This is a genomic window from Actinoplanes teichomyceticus ATCC 31121, from assembly GCF_003711105.1.
GTDB lineage: Bacteria > Actinomycetota > Actinomycetes > Mycobacteriales > Micromonosporaceae > Actinoplanes > Actinoplanes teichomyceticus.
Genome location: NZ_CP023865.1, coordinates 8215958 through 8234482, shown reverse-complemented (window position 1 = coordinate 8234482; position 18525 = coordinate 8215958). Strand labels below are relative to the sequence as shown.

14 protein-coding genes are annotated in these 18525 nt (G+C 74.1%); 5 read left to right on the top strand and 9 right to left on the bottom strand.

The window, feature by feature from the left end; translation table 11 throughout:
- Window positions 1–40 precede the first annotated feature (40 nt).
- Both ACTEI_RS36405 and ACTEI_RS36400 read right to left on the bottom strand, forming a co-directional pair.
- A complete protein-coding gene (locus ACTEI_RS36405) occupies window positions 41–1531 on the bottom strand; it encodes a glycosyltransferase 87 family protein (protein WP_239082206.1) in 1491 nt (496 codons plus the stop codon).
- Complete coding sequence (locus ACTEI_RS36400) at window positions 1528–4056, bottom strand: putative bifunctional diguanylate cyclase/phosphodiesterase (RefSeq protein ID WP_122981790.1); 2529 nt, start codon at window positions 4054–4056, stop codon at window positions 1528–1530. The genes ACTEI_RS36405 and ACTEI_RS36400 overlap by 4 nt, the downstream gene beginning before the upstream one ends.
- Window positions 4057–4589: 533 nt before the next feature.
- Here ACTEI_RS36400 and moaC point away from each other — a divergent pair.
- From moaC to ACTEI_RS36380, 4 genes are read left to right on the top strand one after another with little or no spacing between them, the layout of a single operon-like run.
- Entirely contained in the window at window positions 4590–5030 is a 441-nt protein-coding gene (moaC, locus tag ACTEI_RS36395) for a cyclic pyranopterin monophosphate synthase MoaC (protein ID WP_239082212.1), read from the top strand.
- Complete coding sequence (locus ACTEI_RS36390) at window positions 5003–5500, top strand: MogA/MoaB family molybdenum cofactor biosynthesis protein (protein WP_122981788.1); 498 nt, start codon at window positions 5003–5005, stop codon at window positions 5498–5500. The genes moaC and ACTEI_RS36390 overlap by 28 nt, the downstream gene beginning before the upstream one ends.
- A gap of 17 nt (window positions 5501–5517) precedes the next feature.
- Window positions 5518–6744: a molybdopterin molybdotransferase MoeA gene (locus ACTEI_RS36385; RefSeq protein ID WP_122981787.1), complete on the top strand. Its 1227-nt coding sequence runs from the start codon at window positions 5518–5520 to the stop codon at window positions 6742–6744.
- Between the two features lie 29 nt (window positions 6745–6773).
- A complete protein-coding gene (locus tag ACTEI_RS36380; protein WP_122982635.1) occupies window positions 6774–7196 on the top strand; it encodes a molybdenum cofactor biosynthesis protein MoaE in 423 nt (140 codons plus the stop codon).
- 12 nt (window positions 7197–7208) lie between these two features.
- Here ACTEI_RS36380 and ACTEI_RS36375 read toward each other — a convergent pair whose 3' ends face one another.
- The 3 genes from ACTEI_RS36375 to ACTEI_RS36365 form a co-directional block, all read right to left on the bottom strand.
- Complete coding sequence (locus ACTEI_RS36375) at window positions 7209–8507, bottom strand: glycosyltransferase 87 family protein (RefSeq protein WP_122981786.1); 1299 nt, start codon at window positions 8505–8507, stop codon at window positions 7209–7211.
- A gap of 449 nt (window positions 8508–8956) precedes the next feature.
- Complete coding sequence (locus ACTEI_RS36370) at window positions 8957–9535, bottom strand: DoxX family protein (RefSeq protein ID WP_122981785.1); 579 nt, start codon at window positions 9533–9535, stop codon at window positions 8957–8959.
- A 197-nt stretch (window positions 9536–9732) separates the two neighbouring features.
- Window positions 9733–10359: an LppU/SCO3897 family protein gene (locus ACTEI_RS36365; RefSeq protein WP_122981784.1), complete on the bottom strand. Its 627-nt coding sequence runs from the start codon at window positions 10357–10359 to the stop codon at window positions 9733–9735.
- Window positions 10360–10552: 193 nt separating this feature from the next.
- Here ACTEI_RS36365 and ACTEI_RS36360 point away from each other — a divergent pair, with 193 nt between their 5' ends.
- Window positions 10553–11119, top strand: a complete 567-nt coding sequence (locus ACTEI_RS36360; protein ID WP_239082205.1) for a prepilin peptidase — start codon at window positions 10553–10555, stop codon at window positions 11117–11119.
- A 158-nt stretch (window positions 11120–11277) separates the two neighbouring features.
- Here the strand turns inward: ACTEI_RS36360 and ACTEI_RS36355 are convergent, their stop codons facing one another.
- The 4 genes from ACTEI_RS36355 to moaA all read right to left on the bottom strand — a co-directional run bounded on the left by ACTEI_RS36355 (window position 11278) and on the right by moaA (window position 18397).
- Window positions 11278–14415 (bottom strand): UvrD-helicase domain-containing protein, encoded by a 3138-nt coding sequence (locus ACTEI_RS36355; RefSeq protein WP_122981783.1) that lies wholly within the window; start codon window positions 14413–14415, stop codon window positions 11278–11280.
- Between the two features lie 65 nt (window positions 14416–14480).
- Window positions 14481–16079: a metallophosphoesterase gene (locus ACTEI_RS38840; protein ID WP_244940660.1), complete on the bottom strand. Its 1599-nt coding sequence runs from the start codon at window positions 16077–16079 to the stop codon at window positions 14481–14483.
- Window positions 16080–17116: 1037 nt separating this feature from the next.
- Window positions 17117–17359: a MoaD/ThiS family protein gene (locus ACTEI_RS36340; protein ID WP_122981782.1), complete on the bottom strand. Its 243-nt coding sequence runs from the start codon at window positions 17357–17359 to the stop codon at window positions 17117–17119.
- A gap of 3 nt (window positions 17360–17362) precedes the next feature.
- Window positions 17363–18397 carry a GTP 3',8-cyclase MoaA gene (gene moaA / locus ACTEI_RS36335; protein WP_122981781.1) on the bottom strand — a complete coding sequence of 345 codons (1035 nt, stop codon included), beginning with the start codon at window positions 18395–18397 and terminating at the stop codon, window positions 17363–17365.
- Window positions 18398–18525 lie beyond the last annotated feature (128 nt).

Here is an 18525-nt window from a genome sequence, read left to right as displayed (position 1 = left end):
AGCTGTGTGCTTCCTGTACACGTTCGGGTCCGGGGCCAGGTCAGGGTGCCGGGAGGGGCCGTTCCGCGCTGCCGGCCGGGGCGCGCAGCACCGGGGCCCAGAGCAGCAGCGCCGCCGGGTAGAGCAGATATCCGAACCGGGTGGTGGGCATCAGCAGGATCGCCGCGAGCAGGCCCCAGCCGCAGTACAGTGCGGCTGTGCCGGCGTCGCGGGGTGGCCGGCGCAGCAGCCGCCAAGCGATCACCAGGGCGGCCGCGGCGAGCAGGGCGGCGGCCAGGAGGCGACCGCCGGGCAGGTGTTGCGCGATCAGATAGCCGGGGAACGGCGACTGCGCCGGGCTGCTCACCAGGCCGTGCCCGAGGGGGAAGCGGACCACGTTCTCCAGCAGCGAGTCGGCGTTCACCAGCAGCGGCGGCAGCAGGGCGAGCACCGGCAGGCCCAGCGCGGGCGGCAGCATCCGACGCCCCCGGCCGGCGGCCACGGCGCCCGGCCCGGTGGTCACGCCGCCCGCCCCGGCCGCCCCGCCGGCCCCGGTGGCCCCGCCGGCCCCGGTGGTCACGGCACCCGGCCCGGTGGTCACGCCGCCTGCCCCGGTGGTCACGGCACCTGGTCCGGTGGTCAGGGCGCCCGTGCCGGTGGTCAGGGCACCCGTGCCGGTGGTCACGGCACCCGTGCCGGTGGTCACGGCACCCCGGCCGACCGCCGGGGCAGCCCACCGACCGGCCAGGGACAGGACGGCCAGCACGGCGACGACCGGGAGGGCGAACAGCTTCGCCGCCGCGGCGGCCCCGACCGCGACGCCGGACCAGCCGTACCGGCCGGTGGCGGCGAGGGCCAGCGCCAGCAGGCACAGCGCCAGCACCGGGATGTCGTCGCCGCCGGTGGCCAGCGTCAGCGCGGTCACCGGGAGGACGGTCGCGGCCTGGATCGCTCGTACCGGAAAGGGGTGGGAGCGGCGCAGGACGGCGACGGCCCCGCCCACCGCGACCACCGCGGTGATCGCGAACCAGATCCGCGCGTCGGTCCACCAGTGCTCGCCGGCGAGCGCGCGCGGAAGGCCGAAGACGGCCATCCCGGGCTGGTAGGGGCGGTAGCCCAGCAGGCGCTCGTCGACCGCGAGCGCGGCGATCTCGGAACGGCTCAGGTACGGCGTGCCGTGCTCCAGCAGAGACCGGCCCATCGCCTCGACGACCAGCACCTCCTCCTGTGCCCGGCCGGTACGCCCGCCGGCCCGCTGCACCGCCTCGACGACCAGCGGCAGCAGGGCGACGGCCGCCCAGGTCAGCCAGGCCAGCCCGGCCCGGACCCGGTCGCCGGAACGGCGCAGCAACAGCTGGACGGCCACCACGAGGGTGGCGAGCGCATAGCCCCAGACGGCGATCAGGCCCCAGGCGCGGTGCGGCTCCAGGGTCGACGTCACACCGGTGACCAGGGCGAACACCGCGGAGATCAGGTACAGCCCGAGGTCGGCCGCGAGTCCACCGGCGGCCCGGTCGATGCGCCCGAGCGGTCCGCCGGCGGGTTTCGTCACGCCGGCAAGTGTGGCAGAGAGGATCTCCCCGACCCGGCCGACCGGCGAGCCGGCATCCGCACCACGGCGCCGGCGTCGTGCAGGGCCGTCGCCAGCACTCCGGGACGGCCGCCGGAACCACGCTGCAGCGTGCCGAGCAGGCGCGCCGCCGAGAGCGGCCGGGCGAACAGGTGACCCTGCCCGGCCTGGCAGCCCAGCTCCCACAGCGCGCGCCGCTGCGGCTCGCTCTCCACCCCCTCGGCGACCACCGTCAGGTGCAGGTTGCGGGCCAGGTCGACGGTGGTCCGGACGACCGCGGCCGCCTCTGCCGAGGTCTCCACCGCGGCCACGAACCCACGATCGATCTTGAGTTGGTGCACCGGGATGCGGGAGAGCACCGAGAGTGAGGACACCCCGGTGCCGAAGTCGTCGACGGCCAGCCGGATCCCGGCGTTGCGCAGCTCGGCGAGCACCCGCTCGACCACGTCCAGCTGACTGATCGTGAGGGTCTCGGTGAGCTCCAGGACCAGCTGCCCGGGGGACACGTCGTGGCGTTCCAGCCGGGCCAGCACGGTGGCCGGGAAGTGCGGGTCGAGCAGGCTGCGTGGCGACACGTTGACCGCCACCGGCAGGTCGAAGCCGGCCGCCCGCCAGCCCTGCATGGCCAGCAGCGACTCCTCCAGCACGGCGTCGGCGAACGCCGGCAGCTGCCCGGAGCGTTCCACCGTCTCCAGGAACTGCACCGGGCTGAGGTCGCCGTGGTCGGGATGGTTCCACCGGGCCAGCGCCTCGGCCGAGACCACCTCGCCGCTGCCCAGGTCGACGATCGGCTGGAAGTCCACGGTGAACTCGTGCTCGCTGACCGCCCGGCGCAGCTCACCGGTGAGCATCAGCCGCTCGACGTCCGCGGTGTCCCGGGCGTGCGCGTAGATCATGGTCGGCTCGCCGGCACGTTTCGCCTGGTACATCGCGATGTCGGCGCGCCGCATCAGCTCCTCGACGCTGCCCGCGCCGGCGGCCAGCGCGATGCCGCCGGCCGCCTCCACGGTGATCCGCATTCCCTCCACCTCGATGCTCGGCTCCAGCGCGCCGAGCATGGTGGCCGCCCGGTGGTTGGCCAGGGCCGGCGTGGGCAGCCCGGTGAGCAGCACCGCGAACTCGTCGCCGCCCAGCCGGGCGACCAGGTCACCGGGCTCGGCCGCCTCGTTCAGCCGGCGGGCCACCTCGCACAGCACGTCGTCGCCGGCCGCGTGCCCGAGCGTGTCGTTGACCTCCTTGAAGTGGTTGAGGTCGATGAGCAGCAGTGCCACCAGGCTGCGGTGGCCGCCGTCGGAGAACAGGCGACCGGCCCGTTCGTACAGCTGGCGGCGGTTGGGCAGGCCGGTGAGCGAGTCGTGGGTGGCGGCGTGCGCGTTCTCCGCGGCGATCCGGGCCAGTTCGGCGTACGCCTGCGCGTTGCGGATCGCGGTGCAGACCGCCGACGCGAAGGTGCGCAGTTTGTACTGCTCCACCTCGGTCAGCCGGACCGTCCCGCCGAAGCGCAGCCGCAGCACCCCGACCCGGACCCCGCCGTCGTGCGCGACGAGGTCCACCGTGGTCTCGTCGGGCCGGCTGGGCCGGCCGGACAGCGGGCCGTCGGCGAGCACCTGCGACTCGGTGGCGCGAACGGACCGGTCGGCGTTCTCCGCGGTGAGGTCGATCGCGGCCTCGGCGGCCGAGAAGATCTGCGCCGCCCGGATGGTCGCCGAGTGCAGGACCTGGGTCAGGTCCACGGCGTTGAGCTCGTCGGTGGCCTTGGCGAGACGCTGCCAGGACTCGCGTTCCTGCCGGGTCCGGGCGCTGCGTGACTGCCAGAGGTGCATGCACGCCACAACGAGCGGAACGACCAGCAGGAGCAGCACGTTCGCGTCGGTGGACAGCACCCACAGCACGACCACGGTGGCGAGGAACTGGCCGAGGTGGCCGATCAGCTTGCCGGTCCAGTTCTGCCGGGCGGCCTGCCGGATGGTGGTGCGCGCGTCGGCCGCCATGATCGGTACGAAGACCACCTGGTCGGTCACCGCGAAGGCGATCAGCCCGGCGAGGATGGCCAGCGTCGGCGCGTGCGGCGCGGTCAGGTCGGGCTCGATGTCCAGGGCGAGGAAGGCGCCCGCCGCGGCGCTGACGGTCAGGGCCTCCTTGGCCATCGCGTACGCCGTCTTGCGGGTGCCGACCCGGGTCCAGAGCTTCAGGACCGCCTGGCCGGCGACCGCGCAGAGCAGCACCCACGGCGGGGGCAGCAGGGTCAGGCCGACGAGCACCGGAACCTCACCCCAGGCGGTGCCGTTCAGGGTGGACTTCATCCGGACGTAGACCCGCAGCCGGTTGGCGGCGATCACCGCGACGCAGAGCAGACCCAGCGCCATCGGCGGGGGTGGGGGCCCCGGGTGCCGGTGTGCGTAGATCGCCCAGCCGGCGCCGGCGCCGAGCCCCAACACGACGACGAGACCGACGAGCAGCCGAAGCCGCTGATCGGTCGCGTCGTCGTTGGTACCGGTGTCAGACATGCTGTCCCTGTCGCCGAACGCAACTGAGCCGTAGCTCAGGGTTCAAGGCTATTCATATGCGCCGTTCCGCGCATCCTCGTCTTTTTCAGCCCCAGTCGTTGCTACCGCGCATGGCTCTCTCCTCACCCCTTGGCGCTTCGTGGCCGGGAGCGGTTGGTCCGCCCGCCGAACCGTTCTCGTCCACTAACGACGTTTGCTGCGGTGTGTCGCGACAGGGCAGAACGTTAGGCGGCGATCATGCCGTTTTCCAGCGGATCGTGTCGTTATGCGCATAATGCGGAAAGAGCCCGGAGAGCCGTTACGGACGGTTTCCGAATGGCAACCGAATGCGATGAAGAATGGGTTGCCGATTACAATTTTCATTGTCATCGCAGCGGCTCTGGCCAGTGCCGGAACCCTACGGAGGCGGTGTGGACAAAGTGTGAAGCCGATCCGGCGACGATGCGAACGTGTCCGGCTCCGGCGCTCTATAAGCTCCCGGTATGCCCCAGGAAACGCACCTGACGCACGTCGACGAGACCGGCGCCGCCCGGATGGTCGACGTGTCCGCCAAGTCGGTGAGCGATCGCCGCGCCGTCGCGGCCGGTACGGTCCGCACCACCCCCGAGGTGATCGAGCTCCTGCGGGCCGACGACCTCCCGAAAGGCGACGCCCTCGCGGTCGCCCGGCTGGCCGGGATCATGGGCGCCAAGCGCACCCCCGACCTGATCCCGCTCTGTCACCCGATCGGGCTGCACGGGGTCAAGGTGGAGCTGGTGCTCGGCGACGACACGGTCGAGATCACCGCCACCACCAAGACCGCCGACCGCACCGGGGTCGAGATGGAGGCGCTCACCGCGGTGGCCACCGCCGGTCTCGCGATGATCGACATGATCAAGGCGGTGGACCCGGCGGCCAGCATCGAAGCGGTGCGGGTGCTGCGCAAGCAGGGCGGCAAGACCGGCGATTGGGTACGCCCGGAGGACCGGCCGTGACGATCCGCGCGCGAGTCGTCGTCGCCTCGAACCGCGCCGCCGCCGGGGTCTACGCCGACACCAGCGGCCCCCGCCTGGTCGCCGGCCTGCGTGACCTGGGTTGCGAGGTGGACGAGCCGGTGGTGGTCCCGGACGGCGCTCCGGTGACCGAGGCGCTGCGGGCGGCGCTCGCCGACGGCGTGGACGTGATCCTGACCAGCGGCGGGACCGGCGTCACCCCGACCGACCGGACCCCGGAGGCGACCCGCGGACTGCTCGACTTCGAGATCCCGGGCATCGCCGAGGCGATCCGTGCGTACAGCCGTGACCGGGTCCCGGCCGCCGCGCTGTCCCGGGGGCTCGCCGGGGTGGCCGGCCGGACCCTGATCGTGAACCTGCCCGGTTCCACCGGCGGGGCCAAGGACGGCCTCGCGGTCCTCGGGCCGCTGCTGGCCCACACGGTCGACCAGATCAGGGGCGGCGACCACTAGCGGATTAGGCTCGACCGGTGAGCGCTGACGAGAACACCCCGGTCGGCTGGGACGAAGCCCGCCGGCTGGCCTATCAGGCCGGTCTCGCCGCCTCGGCGGGCGCCGAGCGGATCCCCCTGGCCGACGGCGACGGCCGCACCCTCGCCGAGCCGCTGCGTGCCCTCACCGCCCTGCCGGCGTTCCCGACCTCCAGCATCGACGGCTGGGCGGTGCGCGGGACGGGCCCGTGGCGGCGGGTCGGCCGGGTGCTGGCCGGCGGCACGCCACCGCCGCTGACCGAGGACGGCACCTGCGTGGAGATCGCCACCGGCGCGATGGTGCCCGGTGGCGCCGCCGCCCTGATCCGCGTGGAGGAGTCGGCCATCGGCCCGGACGGCCTGGTCACCGGCGTTCCGCGGCCCGCGCCGGAATGGCGCCTGCCGGGCGAGGAGGCCGAGCTCGGCGAGGAGCTGCTGCCGGCCGGCACGGCCGTCGACCCGGCCGTCATCGGCGTCGCCGCGACCTGTGGCTACGAGACCCTGACGGTCCGCCCGGAGCCGCGCGCCGCCCTGCTGGTCTTCGGCGACGAACTGCTCACCTCCGGCCCGCCCGGCGCCGGCCGGGTCCGGGACTCGCTCGGCCCGCAGGTCCCGGCCTGGTTGCGCCGCTACGGCGCCACGGTGACCTCGGTCGCCGGCCCGGTCCAGGACACCCTGGACGCGCATCTGGCGGCGATCCGCGCCGCGCTGCAGGTCGCCGATCTGGTGTGCACCACCGGGGGCACCATGCACGGCCCGGTGGACCACCTGCACCCGTCGCTGGCCGAGCTGGGCGCGGAGTACATCGTGAACACCGTCGGGGTCCGTCCCGGCTTCCCGATGCTGCTCGCCAGGGTGCCCGGCCCGGACGGCCGCCCGCGTTTCCTGGCCGGCCTCCCGGGCAACCCGCAGTCCGCGGTGATCGCCCTGGTCAGCCTGGTCGCGCCGCTGCTGGCCGGGCTGGCCGGCCGGCCGTTCCCGGCGGAGCTGCCGCAGGTCGAGGCGGCTCGCCCGGTGCCCAGCCGGGGCCGGGACACGCACCTCGCGCTGGCCGCGCTCGACCCGACCGGCCGGGTCGCGACCCCGGTCGGCCACGTCGGCTCCGCCATGCTGCGCGGCCTGGCCCACGCGCACGGCTTCGTCGTGGTCCGGCCCGGCGTCAAGGTCGCGGCCGGCGACACGGTGCCCTTCCTGTCCCTTCCGCTGCTGCCCGGGGAGCGTTCGTGAACACCGAGAACCCTGTCGTCGCGGCCCCGGTGGGCCGGGTGGCCATCGCCGAGGTGCGGGACACGCCGCTGGACCTGGCCGCGCACGAGGCCGCGGTGGCCGACCGGCGGGCCGGCGCGGTCGTCTCGTTCCAGGGCGTGGTCCGCGATCACGACCATGGGCGGGGCGTCACCGAGCTGGAGTACGAAGGCCACCCCACCGCGACCGCGGTGCTGCGCGAGGTGGCCGCGGAGATCGCCGCCGACCCGGCGGTGTACGCGGTCGCCGTCTCGCATCGGATCGGCCCGCTGCGGATCGGTGACGTGGCCCTGGTCGCCTCGGTCAGCACGGCACACCGGGCGGCCGCCTTCGCGGCGTGCGCCCGGCTGGTGGACGAGGTCAAGGCGCGGCTGCCGATCTGGAAGCGGCAGGTTTTCACCGACGGCGCGGAGGAGTGGGTGAACTGCCCGTGACCGCGGGCCACCTCAGCCCCCGCGCGGACCCGGGATCGCGGCTACCCGCCGGCTCGGCCGGGCCGGCGCTCCCACCGGCGGTCGGTGGCGCCACGGCAGGGCGCTGACCAGCGCGATCAGCGCGAACGCGTACCCGTTCCAGGTGAGCAGGGCCGGCGGGGCGATGACCAGCAGGGCGTACCCGGAAAGGGCGGCGGCCGCGAGGATCGCCGCGCCGTACCGGTGCGACCGGGTCCGCCGCACCCCGGTCCGGCGGCGCAACGCGCCGTCGGCCAGCACCAGCACCGCCGGGACCAGCCAGATCAGCTCGGCCGGCGTGGTCATCGGGCCGAACCCGGCGGCGGCCAGGCCGATCACCGTGAAAGCGGCGACCCGATCACCCTCGGCGAACGCCGACCGGGCCCGGATCAACCCGACCGCCAGCAGCAACGCTCCGAACGCCAGCCAGACCAGCACCGGCGGCGCGGGGAAACCGTAGAGCCGGGCCAGCACCCCGGCGAGCGCCTGGTTTCCGGCCGCGTTCAGCGGCTCGGCCCGGTCGAGCTCCCAGAGCGTGTCGCCGAACCAGCTCAGCGTCTCGCGCGGGGCGAACAGCAACCCGGCGAGCGTCGCGGTGACCGCGGTGGTCAGGGCGGTCAGCGCCGCCCGCCGCTGCCGCAGCACGAAGAGCCCGAGCAGGAAGAACCCCGGGGTGACGGCGAAGGCGACGGCCAGGCCGGTGCCGACCCCGGCCCACGACCCGTCCGCCCAGCTCTGGCGGAGCCGGTCGGCCAGCGGCGCCGGCCGGTGGACCGTCCACCAGCCGGCCCGCTCGGCCCGCCGCAGCGCCACCAGATCGGCCAGCACCAGACCGAACACCAGCAGCTCGGGACGGCCCTCGCCGAGGGCGGCGCGGACCGGTTCGGTGAGCAGGGCGAGCGCGGCGACGGTGAGGGCCAGGGGGGTGCGGCGCCGGCCGTGGCGACGGGCGATCGGCCCGGCCAGCACGACCGCGGACAGCAGCAGGGCGGCGACACCGCTCAGGGCGAGCAGCCATCCGGCCGCCTTCAGCGGCAGGAGGGCCAGGGGAGCCAGGACGATGGCCAGTGCGGGCGGCAGGGCGGCGCCGGCCTGGCTGACCGGTTCCCGGTACGCATACAGCTCCGCCCCGCTCAACCAGTCGCGGACGGCCGCGTGGGTCACGGCGAGGGCGGTCAGGTCGTACCGGGAAAGGGCGAGGGAGACCAGCGCGAGCGTGCCCAGCGCGCCCACCGCGAGCCGAACGGACCTGTTCTGCGCAGCGCGCAGCGAGCGTTTCTCGATGACCGGCATGGCGCGCGACCCCCCCGTCTCGTCCTCCGGGCACGGCACGGCCTGCCGCTCGCACGGTGACCGTGGCGGCAGGGGCGTAGCCGGGCGGAAGCGAGCTTAGGTGGCGCAGACGGTCCGCGCGGCCCCTCGTCGGCTTTAACGCAAAGGCTGCTTATAGGTTGTTAGTTGGGCAATTAGGGCATTGCGGGCACGCACAGGGGGTGCGTCGGTGGTCCGGCGCTCTCGGCGGGGCGGCGCGCCGGGCGTCCCGGCCGCTTCCGGCGCTCTGAGCGAGGCGACGCGCCCGGTGGTCCGGCCGCTTCCGGCGCTCTCAGCGACCCGACGCGCCGGTGGTCCGGCCGCTTCCGACGGTCCTGCGGCGCGTCTGCCCGGCGTGGCCATCCCCCGCGACCGGCCGCCCGGCGACGTGGTTGCCGAGCTTGCCTGGCGGTGGCCGGGGCTGGCGGGCCTCAGCCCGGGATCTTGCGGCCCGCGGCGGCGGAGAGCGCGGCGATCTTCGCCTCCCGCTTCGCGGTGCGCATCGCGCGCCGCACCGACCGCTGCGACCGGTCCACCGCGTGCGTCAGCGTCCGCTGGCTGCGGTCCACCGCGTGGCTGGTGCGGTAGCGGAGGCCGGGCTGGCCCTCGGTGTCGGCCGCGGCCAGCAGCAGGCCACCGAGCAGCCCGAGGTTCTTCAGGAAGTGGATCTGCTGGTCGGCGCGCCGGTCCTTGGGCACGGCCCAGAACGGGTGGCCGGCGATCGTGGTCGGCACCAGGCCGGCGGCCAGCACGGCGGCGGCGGGCCGGGTGCAGCGACCGGTCGCCAGCGCCAGCCCGGCCAGCACGTCGCTTCCGGCCTTGAGCCGGACCAGCGTCGCCGGGTCGGTGGGCAGGCGCGGATCGGCCTTCTCCAGCAGCGGGGTGAACCGGTCGGTGACCCGGCGAGCGGCCTGGACGCGGGCCTCGCCGGGCTTGATCAGCACGCGGACCCCGCTGATCACGAAGATCGAAGCGAGCATGGCTCGGGCGGCGGTGCGGACGGGCTTCATGGAATCCCTTATACCCGCTGCCGGGTGATCACACCGGCTGCGTTCGGGAGGTACCGGCCGCAGGGTGGCACGGTGCGCGCTCGACGGAGTGGGTAAGTCCTTTTCTGATCAGTGCGTACCGCGCCGGCGACCGGCTCGCCGGGGTGCCCGGCGACCCGGCGAGGCCCCGGGATCGCCGGGTCCGCGGCGAGCGGCGGCTAGGCCGGTCCATACTCGCGGAGGCAGAGGACGAAATCGACGTCGTCGTATTCGGTGTCGTAGTAGTACCACTTGGTGTAACCGGGCACCTTGCTGCACTTGGCGACCGCGTCCTTCTCCCCGGTGGCGCGGCCGTCGATCCGCTTCAACACCTCGTAGGTGTTCGCCGCGCACCCCACGACGCGCAGCTCCGGCTCGGTGTTGGTGCCCTCGTTGCGCACACACTGGCCCTTACCGGCGAACCGGGCGTCGGAGCTGGTCTGCGGGCGCGGCATGGTCCCCACGGTGGTGGTCGCCGCGGCGACCGGGGTCTTCATCCGGTCCTCGCGCCCCAGCAGGAACCACACCGTGGTCGCCAGGCCGCCGCCGACCAGCACGCTCAGCACCGCGATCAGGGCGCCCAGGGCGAATCCGCGGCGCTGCTGCGCGGCCGGCGGCGACGGCGGCTGCGGCTGCGGCCAGGCCGGCTGCGGAGGATACCGCTGCGGCGGGACCTGCGGGGTGGGCCAGGCCGGGTCGTTCACCACCCGGCTGTTGTCGCCCCACGGGTCGGAGGGCTCCGCGTACGGCTCCTCGGGCCGGCCGCCGGGCCGGGGCGGGCCGGAGTGCGGGCCGTCGTACGACATCGGGGCTCCTTCAGGACGGGGTGCTTGCGGCGTACGCGCGGACGGGTCGCGCCGGATCCGGCATGCGGCGCTGCCTGCCACGGTAGCGTGCGCGGGGGTCCGCGACCCGGCCGGAATCGCGCGTGGACACACCCCGGTCGGTTGTCCACAACCCGACCCGCCTTCGCCCGGCCGAGCCGTTACCTTCCCGGACGTGTCGTCCGCGCTCGTGATCCTCTCCAGCCTGTTCGCCGGATCATTCCTGGTCCTGCTCGGCCGGCCCCCGTGGCCGGCGCCGGTGTCCGCCGCGGTGGTCGGTGCCGTGCTGGCCGCCCGGCTCGGGCCGGTCCCCCAGCTGCCGGTGCTGCTGCTCGCCGGCGAGGTCGGGGTGCTGCTGGCCCTGGCCGACCTGCGTACGCTGCGGTTGCCCGACCGGCTGGTCGCCACCCTGGCCCTCGGCGGCGGGCTGCCGCTGGCCCTGCTCGCGCCGGCCCGGATCGGCGCGGCGCTGGTCGCGACCGTACTGGTCGGCGGCGCCTACCTGGGACTGGCGCTGCTGCCCGGGCGCGGCCTCGGGCTCGGTGACGTGAAGCTCGGCGCGGCGCTGACGCTGCTCCTCGGGCTCCTCGGCGGGTGGCCGGCGGTGCTCACCGGACTCGCGGCGGCCCACCTGATCGGCGGGCTGACCGCGGTGTTCCGGCTGGCCACCCGGCGGGGACGGGTGTTCCCGTTCGGGCCCGCGCTGCTGCTCGGCGCCCTGACCGGGATCACCGCGGCGTGATCACCGGCCGGCTCGCCGTGCGTGCTTACCGGTCGCGCCGCCGTGCCGCGGCGTGCGCGGCGGGCGGGCCGCCGTGTCGCGGTGTGCGCGGCGGGCGAGCCGCCGTGTCGGGGTGTGCGCGGCGTGCAGCGGCTGAGCTGCGGTGCTGCCGTGGGGTCTCAGAGCAGCCGCAGCTGGCGGTCCTTCGGGCGAGCCGGGGCGGCCTCGCCCAGCCGCTCGAACAGCCCGGAATCGATCACATCCAGGAACGGTGTCGGCTGCTGCTCCCGATCACTGCCGTGCCGCGACCGCCGCGCCGAGTGGCTCACGTAGAGCCGGTCCTGTGCCCGGGTCAGGCCGACGAAGAACAGCCGCCGCTCCTCGGCGATCTCCTCCTCGGTCGGGGTCGAACCGGACCAGCGCAGCGGCAGCAGACCGTCCTCGCAGCCGACCAGGAACACCACCGGGAACTCCAGGCCCTTGGCGGCGTGCAGGGTGAGCAGGTTGACCGCCTCGGCGCGCGGGTCCAGCGCGTCCACCTCGGCGCCGGTCTCCAGCTGCTGCAGGAACTGCGGCAGGTCGTCGCCGGTCCGCACGCCCAGCGGGGTGAGCAGATCGGCCGCCGACCAGATGTCCTCCGGGGTGAGCTGGCCGCCGTCCAGCGTCGGCGCCGCGTACCGCTGCGCCAGCACCTGGGCCGCCAGCCTGATCCGGGCCGGCAGGGAGCCGTCCGTCCCGCCGGCGTGCCGCAGCTCGTGGGCGATCGCCTGGACGCCGGGCCGGTCCCGCAGCCGGTTGTGCGACCGCTTCTGCACCGGCACGCCGGCCCGGGACAGCGCGTCGAGGATCGGGCCGGACTGCGTATCGGTGCGGTACAGCACCGCGATGTCCGAGAACGACAGGGCGCCCGCGGTCACGGCGCGCGAGTCCACCCGCCCCGAGTCGAGCGACCGGTGCGAGAGGCCGCCGACCAGCTCGTCGATGGTGCGTACCACGAAGTCGGCCTCGTCGGCGACGCTGCGCGCCGGGTAGCGGCCGACCAGCGGGGCCTCCGGGTCCAGCCGGGCCGGGTCCAGGCGGCGGCCGCGGACCAGCGACGACGGCGCGATGGCCTGCACCGCGGCGGCCAGGATCGGCGCCGACGACCGGTAGTTGCGGGTCAGCCGGACCAGCCGGGCATCGACGAAGTCCTGGTTGAAGCGCAGGAAGTACCGCACGTCGGCGCCGCGGAACGAGTAGATCGCCTGGTCCGGGTCACCGATCGCGCACAGGTTGCCGTCCGCCGGGCTCAGCAGGCGCAGCAGTTCGTACTGCAGCTCGTCGACGTCCTGGTACTCGTCCACGAAGATCCACTGCCAGCGCCTGCGGTACTTCTCCACCAGCGCCGGGTCCTCGCGCAGCAGGGCCACCGGCACGCTGATCAGGTCGTCCAGGTCCACCAGATCCTGCTGGCGCAGCAGTTTCCGGTACGCCGTGTCGTCCTCCCCGGCCTGCTCCCGGGCCTGGCGCTGCTCCGGCTCCTCGGCGATCCGCCAGCCGGCGCCGAGCCCGGCCGCCTTGGCGTTCTCCTTCAGGATGGTCAGGCCCACCGAGTGGAACGTGCCCACGGTGATGTCCTCGGCCACGTCACCGAGCAGACTCTCCAGGCGTTCGCGCAGCTCGGCGGCGGCCCGGCGGGTGAACGTGATGGCCAGGCAGCGCTCCGGGAAGACTCCCAGCTCGGCGCAGAGGTATGCGATCCGATGGGTCAGCGTCCGGGTCTTGCCGGTTCCCGGGCCGGCCACGATCAGCAGCGGGCCGCCCGGCGCCGACGCGGCCACCCGCTGCATCGCGTCCAGGCGGTCCAGCAGGCCGGTGCCAACCTCCTCCATCCCGGCGAGCATCGGCTCGAACGGCTCGTGCGGGCTGGGCGGCGGGGCCAGCGGCGGCGGGGCCGGTTTAGCCTTCGCCGGCTTGGCCTTGGGCTTCGCCGGTTCCGCCTTGGCCGCCGGCTTCGCGGGCCGGGCCGGGGCGGGCTCCGGGAACATGTCGAACAGCGTCTCCACCTGCGGGGCGCTGGCGCGGTTGCGCAGCTCTCCCGGCTCGAACAGGGTGATCACGCCGTATTCACCGTCGTACCCGGGAACGCGCCGCACGTCGCCGCGCCGCAGCCGGGTGATCGCCTCGCGCAGCTCGTCGCCGCCCGCCTTGCCGATCTCCTCGACCGGCACCTTCCGCAGGATGTCCAGCTCCGCGCCGAGCGTCGCCACCAGGTGCTTCAGCTGCGTCTCGACGGTCTTCGACTTGGGGCCGACGCCGTGGATCTCACCGAGGATCTCGTGCAACTGGATGAGGTGCTCGACGTGCGTGTCGCGGGTGAAACCGGCCGGCCGGTCGGCCAGGTCCTCCACCCGGCTCAGCACGCCCACGGTCAGCGGGCGGCCGCACTCCGGGCACCGGCCGCCGGCCTCGCGGGTGCGCTGCGGCTCCCAGTTGACCCCGCAGGCGCGGTGGCCGTCGGCGTGGTACTTGCCCTCCTCCGGGAAGAACTCCAGGGTGCCGGCCAGACCGATGCCGTCGCGGACCGCGAAGTAGTCCGGGACGCCGGTGAACAGGGTCGCCTCCCGGGCCAGCGCGCCGGGGGAGTGCGCGTCCGAGTTCGAGACCAGGCGGTAGCGGTCCAGGCTGGAGACGCGCCAGTTCATCGCCGGGTCCGAGGACAGGCCGGTCTCCACCGCGGTGATGTGGTCGGCCAGGTCGGCGTAGCAGTCGGCGATCGCGTCGAAGCCCGACTTCGAGCCGAGCGCGGAGAACCACGGGGTCCAGATGTGTGCCGGGATCAGGTACCCACCGGCCTCCAGGGTGATCTCCAGCAGGTCCCGCGAGTCCAGCCCGAGGATCGGCCGGCCGTCGGCGGTCAGGTTGCCGATCCGGCCCAGCGCGGTGTTGATCTTCCCGGCGGTCTCGAAATCCGGCGCGTACAGCAGGTGGTGCACCTTGCGGGTGCGGTCGTCGCGCTTGTAGATCGTGGAGATCTCGACGCTCAGTATGAACCGGGCCGGCTCCGTGCCGCGCAACGAGCCGGGCAGCCGCTCGGTGACCGGTTGCTCGTCGTTGAGCCGGTACAGGCCCGGGCCGGCCGTGGTCAGGTTCTCCCGGAGGTGCTCGAACCACGCCGGATGGGTGAAGTCGCCGGTGCCCAGCAGCGCGATGCCCTTGCGCCGCGCCCACCAGGCCAGGTTGGGCAGGGTCAGGTCGCGGCTGCAGGCACGCGAGTACCGCGAATGGATGTGCAGGTCCGCGACGTACGTGTCCGGGCTGACCTCCACGTCTCGCATCCTGTCACGGCCGTCGGTTCCGGCAAGAATCGCCACGCTCAAACACACTTACCGATCTTGATGAGTTACGCCACGCGGAGTTCGACCACCGTGACCTGCGGCGGCGCTCCCACGCGAACCGGTGGGCCCCAGAAGCCCGCGCCGTTGGTCACGTAAACCGGCACGCCGTCCACCCGTCCGAAGCCGGAGACTACCGGTTGCTGCAACTTCACGAAGGCGTTGAACGGCGCCATCTGACCCCCGTGCGTGTGGCCGGACAGTTGCAGATCGACCCCGTAGGGCGCGGCGTCCCGGGCGGCCAGCGGCTGGTGCGCCATCAGCACCACCGGCCGGTTCGGGTCCCGGCCGCCGAGCGCCTTGCCGAAGTCGGCCGGGTCACCGTGCTCCCCGCCACCGAGGTCGTTGACCCCGGCCAGGTCCAGCCCGTCGATCTCGACGCGCTCGTTGCGGAGCGGACGTATGCCCAGCTCAGCTACCTCGTCCACCCACTCCTGGTAGCCGGAGTAGTACTCGTGGTTGCCGGTCACGAAGTAGGCGCCCCTCCGGGACTCGATCTCGCGCAGCGGCTCGGCGAGCCGCCCCAGTTCCGCGACACTGCCGTCGACAAGGTCACCAACGACACACACCAGGTCCGCGCCGACCGAGTTGATCACCCGGGTGATGCGCTGGGTGTGACCGATTCCGGTCAGTGGGCCGAGGTGAATGTCGGAGACCACGGCGAGCCGGGTCCCGTCCATCGCACGGGGCAGTTTGGCGATCGGGATCCGTACCTGGTCGATCCGCGGCGCGCCGGTGGCGGTCTTGATGCCGTACCCGGTGACGCTCGCGGCCGTGAGCCCGGCGAAGATCGCCGCGCCGCGGGCCAGCAGCAGCCGGCGGTCCATCCCGGCGCGGTCCCCGCTCCCGCCCTGCTCGGTGCTGCCGCTCGTGCTGCCGGCCGCGGCGGTCGGCAGAATCGCATCCGCCGGACCGGGCGCGTCCAACCCCAGGCCCCGGTCGGCCCCGAGCGGCGCGCCGACGACAGCCGGGACGGACGCGGCGGGTTGCAGGTCGTCGTCGGCGTGGCCGCGGTCGTCACCGCTGGCCGTCCCGGCCGGGGCCGGGACGGATCCGGCGGGTTGCAGGTCCTCGCCGGTGTGGCCGGGCTGCGCGCCGGTCCGGGCGGGGGCAGATCCGGCGGGTTGCAGGTCTTCGCCGGTGTGGCCGGGCTGCGCGCCGGTCCGGGCGGGGGCAGATCCGGCGGGTTGCAGGTCTTCGCCGGTGTGGCCGGGCTGCGCGCCGGCCGGGGCCGGGGCAGATCCGGCGGATTGCCGGTCGTTGGTCGCGTCGCTGCTGGTCCGTGCCGCCTTGGTGCCCTTTCCGGTACGCCCTCGGCCCACCCACAGCACTCGCAGCACCAGCCGCGGGACCTCCAGCACGAGCAGGCTGATCAGCAGGTAGAACATCAAGGCGATCCACAGGTACCCCGGCCAGGCCAGCCACTTGACGTACCCGGCGCGTACCCCGATCAGGGTCACCGGCACGAGCAGGCCCAGCACGACGGCAGCCACCGTGCCCGCCCGCCGACCCCACCCCGGCGCCAGCGTGTCCCGGACCAGCCGCTTCCACAGATATGCGTGTACCAGGCCGATGACCAGCAGAATCACCACGAAGAACGCCGCCACCCGGACTCCTCCCCCAGCGCGGCGTCCCCGGCCGCACGCCAAGTGTCCCCGATCAGCCGCCGACGCCACGCCGGCCACCCCGCCCACATCGGTTGCTCGGCCACCCGGCGTCACCCCCAGCCACCCACCGCCATCCCTCGCATTCCTGGCCACGCCGGCCGCCGGGCCACGCCGGCCGCCGGGCCACCCCGGCCGCCGGGCCACCCCGACCGCCGGGCCACCCCGGCCACCCGGCCACCCCGGCCACCCGGCCGCACCTGCAGCCCGGGCCGCACCTGCAGCCCGGGTCGCGTCTGCTGCTCGGGTCGCGTTTGCTGCCCGGGCCGCGGTCGGTCATCCCGGCCACCGGCCTCCCTCAGCGCGCCGAGGGGGAGTCGGCCATCCCGGCGCGCCGAGGAAACCGGGCAGCGTGGAGCGGGCGTGGTGCCGCGCCCCGCCAGTTGGAAGGGTGTCGCCCCGGCCTTCTGGATCCTGGCCGGCGCCGAGGGCCCCGAAAACTGCATAACCACCTGGCAGGGCCGTGACCCTGAGACCGAGGCCGGGATGGCCAGTCGCCGATCGCTCGCCGGACACGGTCCACCTGGAGCGGACGGGCCACCGGAGCCGCACTGGAAGCCGGTCGCGCGCTGTGGTGGCGGCGTGGGTGTGTCGCGGATGCCGAGCTGAAGCGTCGCGCGTTGTGCTGGTGGCATGGGTGCGCTGCGGACGTTGCGCCGAAGACCGCCGCGCGCTGTGTTGGCGGTGTGAATGCGCTGCAGACGTCGCGCTGAATACCGCTGTGCGCTGTGGTGGCGGCGTAGGTGCGCTGCGGACGTTGCGCCGAAGATCGCCGCGCGCTGTCCTGGCGGCATGAGTGCGCTGCGGACGACTGGGAAGCCGGCCGCGCCGCGGCGTGGGCGCGCCGCGGACGTCGCGCTGGAAGCCGGTCGCGCGCTGTGCTGCCGGCGTGGGTGCGCCGCGGACGCCGCGCTGAAAGCGGGCCGCCTGATGCGGTGGCTGAGGTGACGGCGCCGCGGACGCCGCGCCGGAGACCGGGATCAGCCGCCCGCGAACGGCGGCAGGATGTCGACGGTGGCGCCCGCGGGCAGCGCCGCCTGCCGGTCGTGACAGGTCAGCCCATCGACGAGGAAACTGGCGGCCTTCAGCACCAGCCCCAGACGCTCACCGTGTCGATCGGTCAGGGTCTGCGCCAGCTCCTCAAGGGAGTCGGCGGCGATCTCCTCGGTGGAGACTCCGCCGGCTGCGGCGCGGGCGCCGGCGAAATAGCGGACGGTCAGCAACGGTCAACCTCCGATCGCGGACATGGGTCGGGCCGGCTGCAGGAAGGCGGGATCGTCGATGCCGTGCCCGGCCCGCTTGCCCCACATGGCCACCCGCCAGGCCTCGGCGATCTCGATGTCGTGCGCGCCGTCCCGCAGCAGCTTGCGCAGGTCGCTCTCCTCGGTGGCGAAGAGGCAGTTGCGCACCTGCCCGTCGGCGGTGAGCCGGGTGCGGTCGCAGTCGCCGCAGAACGGCCGGGTCACGCTGGCGATGACGCCGACGCGGGCCGGTTCCCCGGCGGCGTCGACGTGGCCCGGAACCAGCCAGGTCTCCGCCGGCGCCGTTCCACGTGAAACCACGTCGGGCTGAAGATCGAACGGGGTGAGCGCGGTCAGGATCTCGTCGGCGGTCACCATGGCCCGCCGGTCCCACTGGTGCTGCGCGTCCAGCGGCATCTGCTCGATGAACCGCAACTGGTACCCGTGCTCGAGCGCGAACCGCAGCAGGGCCGGCGCCTCGTCGTCGTTCACCCCGCGCATCAGGACGGCGTTGATCTTTACCGGCGTCAGTCCGGCGTCCGCGGCGGCGCGCAGGCCACTCAGCACGTCGGCGTGCCGGTCGCGGCGAGTCAGGGCATGGAAGCGGTCGGGATCGAGGGTGTCGAGCGAGACGTTGACCCGGTCGAGCCCCGCGCCCCGCAGGGACGCGGCGAGTCGATCCAGCCCGATGCCGTTGGTGGTCACCGACAGCTTCGGCCGGGGATCGAGCCGGGCCGCCTCGGCGATGATCCCGACCAGTCCACGCCGGATCAGCGGCTCGCCACCGGTGAACCGGACCCCGGTGATGCCGAGGCGCTCGACCGCGATCCGGACCAGCCGGGCCACCTCGTCGTCGGTGAGTTGCTCGGGCTGCGGCATCCAGGCCAGGCCCTCGGCGGGCATGCAATAGGTGCAGCGCAGATTGCACCGATCGGTGAGGGAGACCCGCAGGTCCGTCGCCACGCGGCCGAAGCGATCGGCGAGCGCGATCACGGCCGCCACCGGGCCCGCTCGGCTGATCTCCAGGTCTCGCTCACGAAAACGAATCTAGCCGCTCGTCCGCCCGGTTGCCGCTAGGCATATCGGCCTGTGGACAACCGGTCCACCGGCCTGCGGCCCCGCCCGGCCGTCCCGGGAACCGGGATCGG

Excerpts from the sequence above, each read along its gene's own strand:
- ACTEI_RS36370 (WP_122981785.1), bottom strand. The coding sequence starts at position 9,535 with ATGAAGCCCGTCCGCACCGCCGCCCGAGCCATGCTCGCTTCGATCTTC.
- moaC (WP_239082212.1), top strand. The coding sequence starts at position 4,590 with ATGGTCGACGTGTCCGCCAAGTCGGTGAGCGATCGCCGCGCCGTCGCG.
- ACTEI_RS36355 (WP_122981783.1), bottom strand. The coding sequence starts at position 14,415 with ATGCGAGACGTGGAGGTCAGCCCGGACACGTACGTCGCGGACCTGCAC.
- ACTEI_RS36375 (WP_122981786.1), bottom strand. The coding sequence starts at position 8,507 with ATGCCGGTCATCGAGAAACGCTCGCTGCGCGCTGCGCAGAACAGGTCC.
- ACTEI_RS36365 (WP_122981784.1), bottom strand. The coding sequence starts at position 10,359 with ATGTCGTACGACGGCCCGCACTCCGGCCCGCCCCGGCCCGGCGGCCGG.
- ACTEI_RS36400 (WP_122981790.1), bottom strand. The coding sequence starts at position 4,056 with ATGTCTGACACCGGTACCAACGACGACGCGACCGATCAGCGGCTTCGG.